The following is a 14,254-nucleotide window of genomic DNA, read 5'->3' as shown; positions in this document are numbered from 1 at the left end:
ACTGCGAAATGAGAAAGGGAGCTACAACTCTTAATTCGACGTCTGTCTTGGCGGCCGCATTGTAGCACTGCGAAATGAGAAAGGGAGCTACAACTATATTCACCCCATTGAATGAAACAATAAAATTGTAGCGTTGCAAAATAAAATAGAGACTTCCTAAATGAAAAAAGCACTACCTAAACAGGTAGTGCTTTCATATCAATTTGCTTATTCAGCAGAATCAGCTGCTTTATCAACCAATTCAACCAATGCCAAAGGAGCATTGTCACCTTTACGGAAACCGTATTTCAGTACACGAACATAGCCGCCGTTACGAGCAGCAAAGCGTGGACCCAATTCGTCAAACAATTTAACTACAACATCACGATCGCGAGTGCGGTTAAAAGCCAAACGACGGTTTGCCAAAGATGGTTTTTTACCCAAAGTAATCAAGGGTTCAACTACGCGGCGCAATTCTTTTGCTTTCGGCAAAGTTGTCACGATGGTTTCGTGAGTCAACAAGGAATTCGCCATATTGCGCAGCATCGCAGCGCGGTGGCTGCTAGTACGGTTTAATTTGCGGTTGCCATTACGATGACGCATGTCATTATCCTTTAATCTTCAAACTTACGGCTTTTCTAAGCCTACAGGCGGCCAAGCTTCTAATTTGGAACCTAATGTCAGACCTTTAGAGGCCAACACTTCTTTGATCTCATTCAAAGATTTACGACCCAAATTAGGGGTCTTGAGAAGCTCGGTTTCAGTACGTTGAATCAAATCGCCAATATAGTAAATATCTTCAGCTTTCAGACAATTAGCTGAACGTACGGTTAATTCCAAATCATCTACAGGACGCAGTAAGATAGGATCGATAGGAGGCGCTTTTTCTTCAACCTCTTCAACCGGAGTACCTTGCAAATCTGCAAAAATAGACATTTGGTCAATTAAGATACGTGCGGCACTACGTACAGCTTCTTCTGGATCAATAGAACCATTGGTTTCAATATCCAAAACCAATTTATCCAAATCCGTGCGTTGCTCTACGCGTGCAGGTTCAACTTCAAAGCTAACACGACTGATGGGCGAAAAGCTCGCATCCAACTGAATCGCACCAATCTGTTTATTCTCATCACGCAAGACGCGACGACCTGAAATAGATTGATAACCACGACCTTGCTCTACTTTAATTTCCATGTCGATTTGACCATTGTCGGACAAGTGGCAAATAACATGTTCAGGATTGATGATTTCCACATCATGTGGCAAATCAATATCACCAGCTACAACAGCACCGGCACCTGCTTTTTTCAAAGTCAACTGAACTTGATTACGACCGTGAAGCTTAAATACGATACCTTTAATGTTCAAGAGAACGTCAACAACATCCTCTTGAACACCATCAATAGTAGAGTATTCGTGCAATACGCCAGAAATAACTACTTCAGTTGGGGCAAAGCCATTCATGGATGACAGTAAGATACGACGCAAAGCATTACCTAAAGTATGACCAAAACCACGCTCAAATGGCTGCATAGACACCTTAGCTCGAGTAGAAGACAAGGTATCTACATCGATTTGACGAGGTTTCAAAAATTCGGTTGTGCTATTTTGCATTTAACTGTCCCTCATTGAGCTAGCATTATTTAGAGTAGAACTCTACCACCAGCTGTTCATTAATATCGCCAGACAATTCTGAGCGATCCGGCATATTTTTGAATACACCTTCCAATTTGTCGGCATCAACAGATACCCAGCTTGGCAAGCCAATTTGAGTAGCCAAGCTCAATGCCTCTTGGATACGTACTTGTTTCTTAGCTTTTTCACGAACAGCTACAACATCGCCTGCTTTAACTTGGAAAGAAGGGATATTAACAACCTGACCGTTTACAACGATAGCTTTATGAGAAACCAATTGACGTGCTTCAGCGCGGGTAGAGCCAAAACCCATACGATAAACGACATTGTCCAAACGGGACTCCAGCAATTGCAACAGCAATTCACCGGTAGAACCTTTACGACGATCAGCTTCCGCAAAGTAACGACGGAATTGGCGTTCTAACACGCCATAAATACGACGGATTTTTTGTTTTTCACGCAATTGCAAACCGTAGTCTGACAAACGTGGTTTTTTCGCACCATGCTGACCAGGTGCAGAATCCATTTTACATTTTGAATCTAAAGAGCGACGTGCACTCTTCAAAAACAGATCCGTACCTTCGCGACGTGCTAATTTACATTTAGGGCCAATATAACGTGCCATGTTTTAAATCACTCCAATATTAAATACGACGTTTTTTAGGCGGACGGCAACCGTTATGAGGCAACGGGGTAACGTCAGTAATGCTGGTAATCTTGAAACCAAGAGCGTTTAAAGCACGTACAGAAGATTCGCGACCAGGGCCAGGGCCTTTAATGCGGACTTCTAAATTTTTAACGCCATACTCTTGGGCAACTTTACCAGCTGCTTCTGCTGCAACTTGTGCTGCAAATGGTGTACTTTTACGAGAACCTTTAAAACCAGCGCCGCCAGAGGTAGCCCAAGACAATGCATTGCCTTGACGGTCAGTGATTGTAATGATGGTATTGTTGAAAGATGCATGAACGTGCACAATACCTTCGCTTACGGTTTTACGTACTTTTTTACGTACACGCGAAGCTGTGTTTGCTTTAGCCATTAATCAAATTCCTTAAAATTTATTTCTTACCGGCAATCGCTTTGCGCGGACCTTTACGGGTACGGGCATTTGTGCGAGTGCGTTGACCACGACAAGGCAAGCCACGACGATGACGGAAGCCACGATAGCAACCCATATCCATCAGTCGTTTAATGCTCATCGTTACTTCACGACGCAAATCACCTTCAACTTCATATTTAGCAACTTGCTCACGCAAAGCGTCTAATTGAGCCTCGTCCAAATCTTTTGCTTTAGTAGTAGGAGCAATATTTGCTGCCTCACAAATCAATTTAGCACGAGTCGCACCAATACCATAAATAGCCTGAAGACCAATTACGATATGGGCATTATTAGGGATATTTACCCCTGCAATACGAGCCATATTTTTTCCTTTTTAGGGCAAAGTATGTCACTATACCACAAAATCAAGAGTTAAGAAAACTAACTTCTTAGCCTTGACGTTGTTTGTGACGTGGGTCAGTACAAATTACGCGAACTACACGATTACGACGAATAATCTTGCAATTGCGACAAATTTTCTTTACAGAAGGTTGTACACGCATTTTATTTCCTTTTATCGTTTATCTTGCCCGGAAAACAATCCGAGCACGGGTTAAATCATAAGGAGTTAGTTCAACTGTTACCTTATCACCTGGAGAAATACGGATATAGTGCATTCGCATTTTTCCAGAGATATGACCAAGTACTACATGATCATTTTCCAGTTTTACTTTAAACGTTGCATTGGGCAAAGTCTCAAGGATTTCACCCTGCATCTGTATGGTATCTTCTTTAGCCATAAGCCTACTTACGTGATAAAGATTTCATATCTGGACGACTCATCAAATCTTCATACTGACTACTCATTACGTAGGAATTGATTTGCGTCCTAAAATCCATTGTAACGACAACCAAGATAAGCAAAGACGTTCCGCCTAAATAGAAAGGCACATTCAATGCTGTCGTTAAAAATTCAGGTATCAGACAGATTGTAGTGATATACAAAGCACCAAATAATGTCAGTCTCAGTACAACTTTTTCCAAATATCTAGAAGTTTGCTCACCTGGGCGAATACCAGGTACAAATGCACCACTTTTCTTCAAATTCTCAGCCATTTCTTTAGGGCTAAATACTAAAGCAGTATAGAAATAGCAGAAGAAGATAATAGTTGTTGCAAATAATACAATATACAAAGGCTGCCCATGTTGCAGCATTGCAGCAACCTTGTGAAGAATAGAATTCGTACTATTTGAACCAAACCAACCTAAAAGAGTAGATGGAAAGAGAATAATACTGGAAGCAAAAATAGGAGGAATAACACCGGCCATATTTAGCTTGAACGGCATATGAATGCTTTGTCCTGGCATCATTCCAGAGCCAAATTGCCTTTTAGCATAATGCACAGGAACCTTACGCTGAGCACTTTCAAAATATACTACAGCATAGATCAACAGCAAAATACCAATAACAATGGATACTGCCATTAACATACTCATAGAGCCTTGTTCAGTCAAAGTCAACAACCGAACAATACCAGATGGAATACCCGATACAATACCTGCTGTAATAATTAAGGAAATACCATTACCGATACCACGTTCGGTAATCTGCTCCCCCAACCACATCAAAAACATCGTACCTGTAACCAAACAGACTACTGTAGAAATATGAAACTCAAGCGAACTTGTTACAACAACTCCTTGCTGATAAACAAATGTTGCAACACCAAAGCTTTGTAATACAGCCAATAATACCGTCCCATACCTAGTATATTTCGTAATTATTTTCCGACCAGCTTCACCTTCCTTTTTTAAAGCTTTTAAAGAAGGAATGATCTCTGAAGCAAGCTGAACAATAATCGACGATGAAATATAAGGCATGATACCAATTGCAAATATACTAAAGCGCTCCAACGAACCACCCGAGAACATATTTAACATTCCGAATATGCCGTTTGCAGCGCCTTCGTATAACTTAGCTAATGCAACAGCATCTACGCCCGGTACCGGTATATGAGCACCAATACGGAAAACGACTAAAGCTCCTAATAGAAACACTAGACGTTTTTTCAGATCTCCAAATTTGGATAATCCTGATAAAGATTGTTGATTAGCCACTATAGTGCAAGCCTTATTCTTCTACTTTGCCACCAGCAGCTTCAATTGCAGCTTTAGCACCTTTAGTAGCTTTTACACCTTTCAAGGTAACCGCTTTTGAAATTTCACCAGAAGCAATAACTTTTACATTAGAAGCAGTCGCAGGAATCAGACCAGCTTGTTTAAGAACCAAAACATCAATTTCGTTTACAGCAATCAGATTCAACTCACTCAAACGAACTTCAGCATTAGCGGCAGCAGTCAAAGATTTGAAACCACGCTTAGGCAGGCGACGTTGCAAAGGCATTTGACCACCTTCAAAACCTACCTTGTGGAAACCGCCAGCACGGCTTTTTTGACCTTTATGGCCACGACCACCTGTTTTACCCAGGCCACTACCAATACCACGGCCTACACGACGACTAGCGTGAGTAGCACCCTCAGCAGGTTGAATAGTATTCAAAAACATATTAAGACTCCACTTTCAACAAGTAGCTGATTTTATTGATCATACCACGGTTTTCAGGGGTATCCAAAACCTCTACTGTATGCTCACGGCGACGCAAACCTAAACCACGAGCACAAGCACGATGAGATTCAATTGTACCGATCAGGCTCTTAACCAATGTAACTTTAATCTTTTTTTGCTCAGTCATGGTTAACTCCCAAAATATCTTCTACTGTCAAACCACGTTTAGCGGCAATATCAGCAGGGGTATACAGTTTAGACAAACCGTCTAATGTAGCACGTACAATATTGTACGGGTTAGTAGAACCATGCACTTTAGCCGAGATATTATGGATACCCATAGCATCAAATACTAAACGCATTGGACCACCAGCTTTTACACCGCTACCTTCTTTAGCAGGTTGCATAAATACTTTAGTAGCGCCATGACGACCAATAACTTCATGATGAATAGTACCATTTTTCAAAGGTACTTTAATCATAGAGCGGCGTGCTTGATCCATTGCTTTTTGAACAGCAACTGGCACTTCTTTTGATTTACCCTTACCCATACCGATGCGACCATCACCATCACCAACAACAGTCAGTGCAGAGAAAGCCATGATACGGCCACCTTTAACTACTTTAGTCACGCGATTAACTGCGACCATCTTTTCAATCAGGCCGTCACCGCGTTCTTCAATTTCATGTTTTGCCATCTGAAAGTCTCCAAATATTAGAAGCTTAAACCATTTTCACGTGCAGCTTCAGCCAAAGCTTTCACACGACCGTGATATTGGAAACCTGAACGGTCAAAAGCAACTTTTTCAACACCTGCTGCTTTAGCTTTTTCAGCAATACGCTTACCAACTACAGCTGCTGCTTCAACGTTGCTACCTGATTTCAGGCTACTACGTACTTCAGCTTCCAGTGTAGAGGCTTGAGCCAATACTTTATCACCTTCAGCACTAATTACTTGAGCATAAATATGATTATTGCTGCGGAACACACATAATCTTACCATTTTCAAGTCCGCAATACGCGCACGGGTTTTGCGTGCACGACGGAGTCGGGTTGTATGTTTATCCATTAGTGAACCTCAATTATTTTTTCTTGGCTTCTTTCATCACTACTACTTCACCTACATAACGAACACCTTTGCCTTTATAAGGCTCAGGAGAACGGAATGCACGAATTTCAGCAGCGACTTGGCCAACCACTTGTTTATCTGCACCAGTCAAAACAATTTCTGTTTGGCTAGGAGTTTGAACAGAAATACCTTCAGGCATTTCATATACGATTGGATGAGAGAAACCCAAAGATAAGTTCAAAACTTTGCCTTGCGCTTGGGCACGATAACCCACACCAATCAATTGAAGTTTTTTCTCAAAACCTTCAGAAACACCCTTAACCATGTTATTAACCAATGCACGAGCAGTACCAGACATAGCATTAGCCTGTTTACTGTCATTTTTTGCAGCAAAAGTCAATTTACCATCGTTCAGTTCAATAGCAACATCGGAATGCAAAGGAAAGGACAATTCGCCATGTTTACCTTTGATTACCAATGCATCTGTTCCGAATTTTACTTCTACACCAGCAGGAACAGTCACTGGGTTTTTTGCGACGCGTGACATTTACATTTCTCCACTAGGCTACGATGCACAACAACTCACCACCAACACCCTCAGAACGGGCTTTGCGATCAGTCATCACACCTTTAGAAGTACTAACAATAGCAACACCCAAGCCATTCATTACGCTAGGGATCTCGCTTGATGCTTTGTAAATACGCAAACCAGGACGTGAAACACGTTTAATTTGCTCAATCACAGGGCGACCTGCATAGTATTTCAATTGAATTTCCAATACCGGTTTTGCATCAGCAGAAACCGTAAAATCCTCGATATAGCCTTCATCTTTCAGAACTTTTGCAATTGCACATTTCAATTTTGAAGAAGGCATGGCAACAGTTGCTTTATTAGCACGTTGCGCATTGCGAATACGAGTCAACATATCGGAAATAGGATCATGCATACTCATTATTTATACTCCTATTACCAGCTAGCTTTAACAACACCAGGAATCTCGCCACGCATAGCGATTTCACGGATTTTAATACGACCCAAACCAAATTTACGGAAAGTGCCACGAGGACGACCTGTTAAAGCACAACGACGACGTTGACGTACAGGTGCTGCATTACGAGGAATGGATTGAAATTTCAAACGTGCTTCAAAGCGTTCTTCTTCAGTCGCATTAGCATCATTAATAACAGCGAAAATTGCCTCACGTTTAGCTGCAAACTTTTTAGCCAATGCTTGACGTTTCAGCTCACGATTAATAAGTGCTTTCTTAGCCATGATTATCCTTTAAACGGAAACTTGAACAGTGACAACAAAGCTTTCGCTTCTTCATCAGTTTTTGCAGTAGTTGTAATAGTAATATTCAAACCACGCAAAGCATCAATCTTATCGTATTCAATTTCCGGGAAAATAATTTGCTCACGAACGCCCATATTGTAATTGCCACGACCATCAAATGATTTACCGCTTACACCACGGAAGTCACGCACGCGAGGCAATGCAATAGTAATCAAACGATCTAAGAATTCAAACATTTGATCACGACGCAATGTTACTTTGCAACCAACTGGATAGTTATCACGGATTTTAAAACCTGCGATAGATTTACGGGCAACAGTAACAACTGGTTTTTGACCAGCAATTTTCTCTAAATCAGAAACAGCGTGCTCCATAACTTTTTTATCAGCAACAGCTTCACCCACACCCATATTCAAGGTAATTTTCTCAATACGTGGAACTTCCATTACTGATTTGTAGCCAAATTGTTTAATCAATTCAGGAACAACTGTATCTTTATAAAACTCTCTCAAACGAGCCATGTTATCTCCTTATGCTCCAATGATAGAGCCATTTGATTTGAAGAAACGAACGCGTTTAACTTTGCCTTCATTTTCAATCAGCTTAATACCAACACGGTCTGCTTTGTTAGTTTCCGGATTCAGGATTGCAATATTAGAAATATCCAAAGGCATTTCTTTAGTAACAATGCCACCCTCAATACCACGCATTGGATTAGGTTTTTGATGGCGTTTTACAACATTCACACCCTCAACCACAACTTTATCACCCAACACTCGAACTACTTGACCTTGCTTACCTTTATCTTTACCGGCAATCACTACAACCTGATCGCCTTTAATGATTTTATTCATCGCGCTATTCCTTATAATACTTCAGGCGCCAATGAAACGATTTTCATAAATCGCTCAGTACGCAATTCACGGGTTACCGGGCCAAAAATACGAGTACCCAGAGGTTCAAGTTTATTATTTAATAACACAGCGGCGTTGTTATCAAATTTAATTAGCGCACCATCAGGACGACGCACACCCTTAGCAGTACGAACAACTACTGCATTGTATACATCACCTTTTTTGACACGACCACGTGGGGCTGCATCTTTAACTGCAACTTTAATAATATCGCCAACAGAAGCGTAGCGACGCTTAGATCCGCCCAATACCTTGATACACATCACGCGACGCGCACCAGAGTTATCAGCCACATCTAAGATGGTCTGCATTTGAATCATATTAGTACCTTTAAATTAACCAACTTAATTTACCACTTTCATATAACTCGCATCTTACTTTAAGCTGCTTATTAAATGAAACCATCACGGTTCTAGTAAACCAGTCTTGGATCCCGAAGGGAGAGAAACTTCCATAAGAAGCTGGAAGATAAGAAACGAAGTTTACACGCAAATTAATTTTGCTGCAAGACTTCGTTTCTTATTAAGCTGCATTACTGTATTTTAAATCAAACAGTACGTGCTTTCTCAACCAATTCTTTGACAACCCAAGACTTGGTTTTTGACAAAGGACGAGATTCCTCGATTACCACTACATCACCAATGCCATATTGATTGTTTTCATCATGAGCATGGATTTTAGTTGATAAACGAATAATTTTACCGTACAGAGGGTGTTTAACTTTACGCTCAACCAATACTGTAACAGTTTTGTCCATTTTGTCGCTTACCACTTTGCCTTGCAAAGTACGAACATTTTTAGCTTCGCTCATTACTTAGCACCTTTTTCAGTTAAAATGGTTTTAATACGAGCAATATCGCGACGTACACGTTTCAACTCGCTAGATTTACCCAACTGACCGGTTGCATTTTGCATGCGCAAGCCAAACTGAGCTTTCAACAAGTCCAACAAATCAGAGTTTAATTGCTCAATAGATTTGTCTTTCAATTCATTTGCTTTCATTATTGACCCACCTGTCTTACCACAAAGGTTGTAGGAATAGGCAATTTGGCAGCGGCCAATTCAAATGCTTCACGAGCCAAAGACTCAGGAACACCGTCCATTTCGTACAATACTTTGCCTGGTTTAATTTCAGCAATGTAATATTCCACATTACCTTTACCGCCACCCATACGAACTTGGATAGGTTTCTCAGTAATTGGTTTATCAGGGAATACACGAATCCAAATGCGACCGCCACGTTTGATATGACGAGTCATAGTACGACGAGCAGCTTCGATTTGGCGGGCAGTCAAACGACCACGGCCTACGGCTTTCAAACCGAACTCACCGAAACTTACTTTGTTACCGCGAGTAGCAATACCGGTGTTACGACCTTTTTGTTGCTTGCGATATTTCAGTCTAGTTGGCTGCAGCATTACGTCCACCTGCCTTTCTTTGTTTCTTCTCATGCTCAGGTTTAGCAGATTTAATATTACCTTCTGTATAAACCCAAACTTTCAGACCCAGTACACCATAAGTAGTGTGTGCTTCGCTAGTTGCATAATCTACATTCGCACGCAAAGTATGCAAAGGCACACGACCTTCACGGTACCATTCGCTACGAGCGATATCTGCACCATTCAGACGGCCTGAAGTCATGATCTTGATGCCTTTGGCACCAGAACGCATTGCATTTTGCATTGCACGTTTCATTGCACGACGGAATTGGACGCGTTTTTCAAGTTGCTGAGCAATACCATCAGCAATAATTTGCGCATCCAACTCAGGACGGCGAATCTCTTCAATATTTACATGAACTGGCACACCCATCAGAGCTTGCAAGTCACGTTTCAAGATTTCGATATCCTCACCTTTTTTACCAATAACCACACCTGGACGAGCAGAGTGGATAGTGATACGTGCAGATTTAGCAGGACGTTCGATTACTACGCGACCAACTGAAGCATTTGCCAATTTTTTGCGCAAGTAATTACGAACATCAATATCTTGTTTCAAAACAGTTGAAAAGTCGGTGCTTTTAGCAAACCATTTTGAAGCCCAGTCTTTAGTTACCGCCAGGCGAAAGCCTGTAGGGTTAATCTTTTGTCCCATAGCTTTTCCTTAGTTGCCCACTGTCACATTAATATGACAAGTTTGTTTCTCGATGCGGTTACCGCGACCTTTGGCACGAGCTTGGAAACGTTTCAAGCTTGGGCCTTTGTCAACAAAGATAGTTACCACTTTCAGTTCGTCAATGTCAGCACCATTGTTGTGCTCGGCATTGGCGATTGCTGATTCCAATACTTTTTTAATCAGCTCAGCACCTTTTTTAGGGCTGAATGCCAAGATATTCAAAGCTTGGGCAACGTCTTTACCACGAATCAAATCAGCTACCAAGCGAGCCTTTTGAGCTGAAATACGGGCATTTTTATGTTGTGCACTTACTCTCATGATTCACCTTATTTCTTTTTAGCCTTTTTATCGGCCAAGTGGCCTTTAAAGGTACGGGTCAATGAGAACTCACCTAATTTATGACCAACCATGTTGTCACTGATAAACACAGGCACGTGAGTGCGACCATTGTGTACAGCGATAGTCAGACCAATGAAATCAGGCAAAATGGTAGAACGACGTGACCAAGTTTTAATTGGGCGTTTGTCGTTGCTTGCACGAGCAGCATCTACTTTTTTCAGCAAATGCAGGTCTACATATGGGCCTTTTTTTAATGAACGAGCCATACTAATTAACCTTTATTTGAGTAACGACGACGAACAATCATGTTATCCGTGCGTTTGTTATTACGAGTGCGGTAGCCCTTGGCAGGAGTACCCCATGGGCTAACCGGTTCGCGAGCTTCACCAGTACGGCCTTCACCACCACCATGTGGGTGATCGACAGGGTTCATGACAACACCACGAACGGTCGGACGAATACCACGCCAGCGGTTAGCACCAGCTTTGCCAATTTTTTTCAGGCTTTGTTCTTCGTTACCAACCTCACCGATAGTTGCACGGCAATTTACGCTAATTTTGCGCACTTCACCAGAACGCAAACGAACTTGAGCGTAAGCACCTTCTTTTGCAAGCAATACCGCAGAAGCACCAGCTGAACGGGCAATTTGTGCACCTTTACCTGGTTTCATTTCGATACAGTGAATAGTTGTACCAACTGGAATATTGCGAATCGGCAGAGTGTTACCTATTTTGATAGCAGCTTCAGCACCGGAAACCAATACTGCGCCGGCTTGAATACCACGAGGAGCAATGATGTAGCGACGCTCACCATCTGCATAGCACAACAATGCAATAAATGCAGTACGGTTAGGGTCATACTCGATACGCTCTACTTTTGCAGGGATACCGTCTTTGTTACGTTTAAAATCTACAACACGGTAATGGTGTTTATGACCACCACCTTTATGGCGGGTAGTGATATGACCATTGTTGTTACGACCGGCAGTAGAATTTTTCTTTTCCAGCAGAGGTGCATAAGGTGCACCTTTGTGCAAACCTTCTGTTACCACGCGAACCATGCCGCGACGGCCTGCAGAGGTCGGCTTCATTTTAACGATTGCCATTTTGTTTATTCCTTATCTGCAGCTGCAACAGCGGCTTCCAAATCCAACTCTTGACCGGTAGCCAGGCTTACGTAAGCCTTTTTAACATCGCTGCGACGACCTAAAGTGCGACCAAAACGTTTAATTTTACCTTTAATGGTAACAGTAGTAACGTCTGCAACTTGAACACCGAACAGCAACTCAACTGCTGCTTTAATTTCAGGTTTAGTTGCATTTGCCAAAACTTTAAACGTCATTTGGTTACGTTTTTCAGCCAATACGTTGCTTTTTTCAGAAACGATAGGTGCCAAGATTACTTGAGTCAAACGTTGTTGATTCATACCCATTGCTCCTCTAATTGTGCAACTGCATCTTTAGTGATAACGACTTTTTTGTAACGCAGCAAGCTGTAAGGATCAACTTGTTGGGCTTCCAAAACCAATACGTTAGGCAAGTTGCGTGAAGCCAAGTAAACATTCTCGTCGAGCTGTTTAGTTACAAACAGAACTTGCTCCAAACCCAAGTTTTTCACTTGTTCAGCAAAAACTTTGGTTTTAGGAGTTTCAGCAGTCAATGCTTCGATTGCAAACAAACGTTCGTCACGAGCCAATTGGGACAAAATAGTCGCCATACCGGCACGGTACATTTTACGGTTCACTTTTTGAGTAAAGTTTTCGTCAGGTTTGTTTGGGAATGCACGACCACCTTTACGCCACAGCGGAGAAGAAGTCATACCGGAACGAGCACGACCGGTACCTTTTTGGCGCCATGGTTTTTTAGTAGAGTGGTTTACTTCGGCACGAGTTTTTTGAGCACGGTTGCCAGAACGGGCATTTGCCAAATAAGCAGTAACCAGTTGGTGAACCAGAGCTTCATTGTATTCACGAGCAAACAAAGCATCAGAAACAGCCAAGCTGCCAGATACTTGTCCTTTAGCGTCAATTACTTTCAATTCCATTACGCACCTACTTTCACGCTAGGACGAACCACGACGTCGCTGTTAACCGAACCCGGAACAGCACCTTTAACCAACAAGAGTTGGCGTTCAGCGTCAACACGTACAACTTCCAATTTTTGAACAGTTGCTTTAGTGTTACCGTATTGACCTGCCATACGTTTACCAGGGAACACTCGACCAGGGTCTTGTGCCATACCGATAGAACCAGGAACACGGTGTGAACGGGAGTTACCGTGGGAAGTACGTTGAGCACCGAAGTTATGACGTTTGATCGTACCAGAGAAACCTTTACCTTTAGAGGTACCGGTTACATCCACTAATTGACCAACTTCAAACATGGAAACGGTAATTTCATCACCGGCTTTCAATTCAGCCAGCTTCTCTTCAGTCAAAGCAAATTCAACCAAACCGCGGCCGGCTTCAACACCTGCTTTCGCAAAGTGACCAGCTTCAGCTTTGTTGACACGATTAGCTTTTTTCTGACCAAAGGTAACTTGTACAGCAGTGTAGCCGTCAGTATCTTTGGATTTTACTTGTGTAACGCGGTTGGCAGACATATCCAAAACAGTTACCGGAACAGAAACACCCTGTTCGTCGAACACGCGAGTCATACCAACTTTGCGTCCAACCAGACCTAAAGTCATGATTATTTTCCTTTTTAAGTAAAGGGGCGGGCTACGATTGGCCTGCCTTTCAGACAAAGTTAAACTTGATACGGATGTACCAAGTCCGCCATTATAATTGACAACTCAAAGAAATATCAACAAAAATTTCAATTTAACTTCTTAAGCCCCTCTTTTTTTCTGAAGAATACTACAAAATATCAGAAATTTTCAGACGGCCTAAGAATTTTATAAAAAACCGAACAGCTAAGCTGTTCGGTTTTTTAGTTCTTATTGAACTTTAATTTCTACATCTACACCTGCTGGAAGATCCAGTTTCATCAGTGCATCAGTAGTTTTATCAGTCCAGTCCACAATGTCCATCAGACGCAAGTGGGTGCGGATTTCCAATTGTTCACGAGAAGTTTTGTTCACGTGAGGAGAACGCAAAATGTTGAAACGTTCGATTTTAGTTGGCAAAGGAATCGGACCTTTAACAACAGCACCAGTGCGTTTAGCAGTTTCAACGATTTCTTGTGCAGAACGGTCAATCAGACTGTAGTCATAAGCTTTCAGGCGGATACGGATCTTTTGGTTTGCCATTTATCAATATCCCTCAATTAAGCAATGATAGAAGAAACCACACCTGCACCTACGGT

At 42.0% G+C, this 14,254-nt stretch carries 29 protein-coding genes; all 29 read right to left on the bottom strand.

The annotated features are described in order from the left end of the window. Positions 1-207: 207 nt before the first annotated feature. Positions 208-582 (bottom strand): 50S ribosomal protein L17, encoded by a 375-nt coding sequence (rplQ, locus tag HMPREF2596_RS09590; RefSeq protein ID WP_036493502.1) that lies wholly within the window; start codon positions 580-582, stop codon positions 208-210. Positions 583-606: 24 nt separating this feature from the next. Then, a complete protein-coding gene (rpoA, locus tag HMPREF2596_RS09585; protein ID WP_070850875.1) occupies positions 607-1,593 on the bottom strand; it encodes a DNA-directed RNA polymerase subunit alpha in 987 nt (328 codons plus the stop codon). Positions 1,594-1,618: 25 nt separating this feature from the next. After that, on the bottom strand, positions 1,619-2,239 hold the full coding sequence (gene rpsD / locus HMPREF2596_RS09580) for a 30S ribosomal protein S4 (RefSeq protein WP_003749296.1): 621 nt from the start codon (positions 2,237-2,239) through the stop codon (positions 1,619-1,621). 19 nt (positions 2,240-2,258) lie between these two features. Beyond that, on the bottom strand, positions 2,259-2,654 hold the full coding sequence (gene rpsK / locus HMPREF2596_RS09575; protein ID WP_002216249.1) for a 30S ribosomal protein S11: 396 nt from the start codon (positions 2,652-2,654) through the stop codon (positions 2,259-2,261). 19 nt (positions 2,655-2,673) lie between these two features. Continuing rightward, positions 2,674-3,036 carry a 30S ribosomal protein S13 gene (rpsM, locus tag HMPREF2596_RS09570; RefSeq protein WP_003749295.1) on the bottom strand — a complete coding sequence of 121 codons (363 nt, stop codon included), beginning with the start codon at positions 3,034-3,036 and terminating at the stop codon, positions 2,674-2,676. 67 nt (positions 3,037-3,103) lie between these two features. Continuing rightward, entirely contained in the window at positions 3,104-3,217 is a 114-nt protein-coding gene (gene rpmJ / locus HMPREF2596_RS11110) for a 50S ribosomal protein L36 (RefSeq protein WP_003697674.1), read from the bottom strand. An 18-nt stretch (positions 3,218-3,235) separates the two neighbouring features. Further along, complete coding sequence (gene infA / locus HMPREF2596_RS09565) at positions 3,236-3,454, bottom strand: translation initiation factor IF-1 (RefSeq protein ID WP_003684714.1); 219 nt, start codon at positions 3,452-3,454, stop codon at positions 3,236-3,238. Positions 3,455-3,458: 4 nt separating this feature from the next. Further along, positions 3,459-4,772 carry a preprotein translocase subunit SecY gene (secY, locus tag HMPREF2596_RS09560; protein WP_049323404.1) on the bottom strand — a complete coding sequence of 438 codons (1,314 nt, stop codon included), beginning with the start codon at positions 4,770-4,772 and terminating at the stop codon, positions 3,459-3,461. 13 nt (positions 4,773-4,785) lie between these two features. Next, entirely contained in the window at positions 4,786-5,220 is a 435-nt protein-coding gene (rplO, locus tag HMPREF2596_RS09555; protein ID WP_003749291.1) for a 50S ribosomal protein L15, read from the bottom strand. Between the two features lies 1 nt (position 5,221). Continuing rightward, on the bottom strand, positions 5,222-5,407 hold the full coding sequence (gene rpmD, locus HMPREF2596_RS09550) for a 50S ribosomal protein L30 (RefSeq protein WP_003684808.1): 186 nt from the start codon (positions 5,405-5,407) through the stop codon (positions 5,222-5,224). After that, on the bottom strand, positions 5,400-5,918 hold the full coding sequence (rpsE, locus tag HMPREF2596_RS09545) for a 30S ribosomal protein S5 (protein ID WP_070850874.1): 519 nt from the start codon (positions 5,916-5,918) through the stop codon (positions 5,400-5,402). Before rpsE ends, rpmD begins: the two co-directional genes overlap by 8 nt. Before the next feature lie 17 nt (positions 5,919-5,935). Then, positions 5,936-6,289: a 50S ribosomal protein L18 gene (gene rplR / locus HMPREF2596_RS09540; RefSeq protein WP_003684709.1), complete on the bottom strand. Its 354-nt coding sequence runs from the start codon at positions 6,287-6,289 to the stop codon at positions 5,936-5,938. A gap of 13 nt (positions 6,290-6,302) precedes the next feature. Then, positions 6,303-6,836 carry a 50S ribosomal protein L6 gene (gene rplF, locus HMPREF2596_RS09535; protein WP_070850873.1) on the bottom strand — a complete coding sequence of 178 codons (534 nt, stop codon included), beginning with the start codon at positions 6,834-6,836 and terminating at the stop codon, positions 6,303-6,305. Positions 6,837-6,849: 13 nt separating this feature from the next. Continuing rightward, positions 6,850-7,242, bottom strand: a complete 393-nt coding sequence (rpsH, locus tag HMPREF2596_RS09530) for a 30S ribosomal protein S8 (protein WP_003749283.1) — start codon at positions 7,240-7,242, stop codon at positions 6,850-6,852. 14 nt (positions 7,243-7,256) lie between these two features. After that, complete coding sequence (rpsN, locus tag HMPREF2596_RS09525; protein ID WP_003684736.1) at positions 7,257-7,562, bottom strand: 30S ribosomal protein S14; 306 nt, start codon at positions 7,560-7,562, stop codon at positions 7,257-7,259. A gap of 2 nt (positions 7,563-7,564) precedes the next feature. Beyond that, positions 7,565-8,104, bottom strand: a complete 540-nt coding sequence (rplE, locus tag HMPREF2596_RS09520) for a 50S ribosomal protein L5 (RefSeq protein ID WP_003759725.1) — start codon at positions 8,102-8,104, stop codon at positions 7,565-7,567. 9 nt (positions 8,105-8,113) lie between these two features. Further along, the gene (rplX, locus tag HMPREF2596_RS09515; protein ID WP_070850872.1) at positions 8,114-8,437 is read right to left on the bottom strand and encodes a 50S ribosomal protein L24; all 324 of its coding nucleotides are present in this window, start codon (positions 8,435-8,437) and stop codon (positions 8,114-8,116) included. An 11-nt stretch (positions 8,438-8,448) separates the two neighbouring features. Continuing rightward, complete coding sequence (gene rplN, locus HMPREF2596_RS09510; RefSeq protein ID WP_002215434.1) at positions 8,449-8,817, bottom strand: 50S ribosomal protein L14; 369 nt, start codon at positions 8,815-8,817, stop codon at positions 8,449-8,451. A gap of 227 nt (positions 8,818-9,044) precedes the next feature. Then, positions 9,045-9,308 carry a 30S ribosomal protein S17 gene (gene rpsQ, locus HMPREF2596_RS09505; protein WP_003684766.1) on the bottom strand — a complete coding sequence of 88 codons (264 nt, stop codon included), beginning with the start codon at positions 9,306-9,308 and terminating at the stop codon, positions 9,045-9,047. After that, complete coding sequence (rpmC, locus tag HMPREF2596_RS09500; protein WP_003684705.1) at positions 9,308-9,499, bottom strand: 50S ribosomal protein L29; 192 nt, start codon at positions 9,497-9,499, stop codon at positions 9,308-9,310. Before rpmC ends, rpsQ begins: the two co-directional genes overlap by 1 nt. Next, positions 9,499-9,915, bottom strand: a complete 417-nt coding sequence (gene rplP / locus HMPREF2596_RS09495; protein ID WP_003749279.1) for a 50S ribosomal protein L16 — start codon at positions 9,913-9,915, stop codon at positions 9,499-9,501. The genes rpmC and rplP overlap by 1 nt, the downstream gene beginning before the upstream one ends. Continuing rightward, a complete protein-coding gene (gene rpsC, locus HMPREF2596_RS09490; protein ID WP_036493507.1) occupies positions 9,899-10,591 on the bottom strand; it encodes a 30S ribosomal protein S3 in 693 nt (230 codons plus the stop codon). Before rpsC ends, rplP begins: the two co-directional genes overlap by 17 nt. A gap of 9 nt (positions 10,592-10,600) precedes the next feature. Beyond that, entirely contained in the window at positions 10,601-10,930 is a 330-nt protein-coding gene (gene rplV / locus HMPREF2596_RS09485; RefSeq protein WP_003749277.1) for a 50S ribosomal protein L22, read from the bottom strand. An 8-nt stretch (positions 10,931-10,938) separates the two neighbouring features. After that, positions 10,939-11,217, bottom strand: coding sequence for a 30S ribosomal protein S19 (rpsS, locus tag HMPREF2596_RS09480; RefSeq protein WP_002215422.1), 279 nt, complete (start codon positions 11,215-11,217; stop codon positions 10,939-10,941). Positions 11,218-11,222: 5 nt separating this feature from the next. Next, entirely contained in the window at positions 11,223-12,056 is an 834-nt protein-coding gene (gene rplB / locus HMPREF2596_RS09475; protein WP_070850871.1) for a 50S ribosomal protein L2, read from the bottom strand. A gap of 5 nt (positions 12,057-12,061) precedes the next feature. Then, complete coding sequence (gene rplW, locus HMPREF2596_RS09470; RefSeq protein WP_210401082.1) at positions 12,062-12,376, bottom strand: 50S ribosomal protein L23; 315 nt, start codon at positions 12,374-12,376, stop codon at positions 12,062-12,064. Further along, complete coding sequence (gene rplD, locus HMPREF2596_RS09465; RefSeq protein WP_003684798.1) at positions 12,373-12,993, bottom strand: 50S ribosomal protein L4; 621 nt, start codon at positions 12,991-12,993, stop codon at positions 12,373-12,375. The genes rplW and rplD overlap by 4 nt, the downstream gene beginning before the upstream one ends. Further along, a complete protein-coding gene (gene rplC / locus HMPREF2596_RS09460) occupies positions 12,993-13,637 on the bottom strand; it encodes a 50S ribosomal protein L3 (RefSeq protein ID WP_003749272.1) in 645 nt (214 codons plus the stop codon). Before rplC ends, rplD begins: the two co-directional genes overlap by 1 nt. 249 nt (positions 13,638-13,886) lie before the next feature. Continuing rightward, complete coding sequence (gene rpsJ / locus HMPREF2596_RS09455; RefSeq protein ID WP_002642322.1) at positions 13,887-14,198, bottom strand: 30S ribosomal protein S10; 312 nt, start codon at positions 14,196-14,198, stop codon at positions 13,887-13,889. Between the last annotated feature and the right edge of the window lie 56 nt (positions 14,199-14,254).

Origin of the sequence: Neisseria sp. HMSC078C12, from assembly GCF_001838065.1 — a bacterium.
Classification (GTDB): Bacteria; Pseudomonadota; Gammaproteobacteria; order Burkholderiales; family Neisseriaceae; genus Neisseria.
Note: the sequence above shows the minus strand (reverse complement) of the source record. Positions and strands in the feature narration are given on the sequence as shown.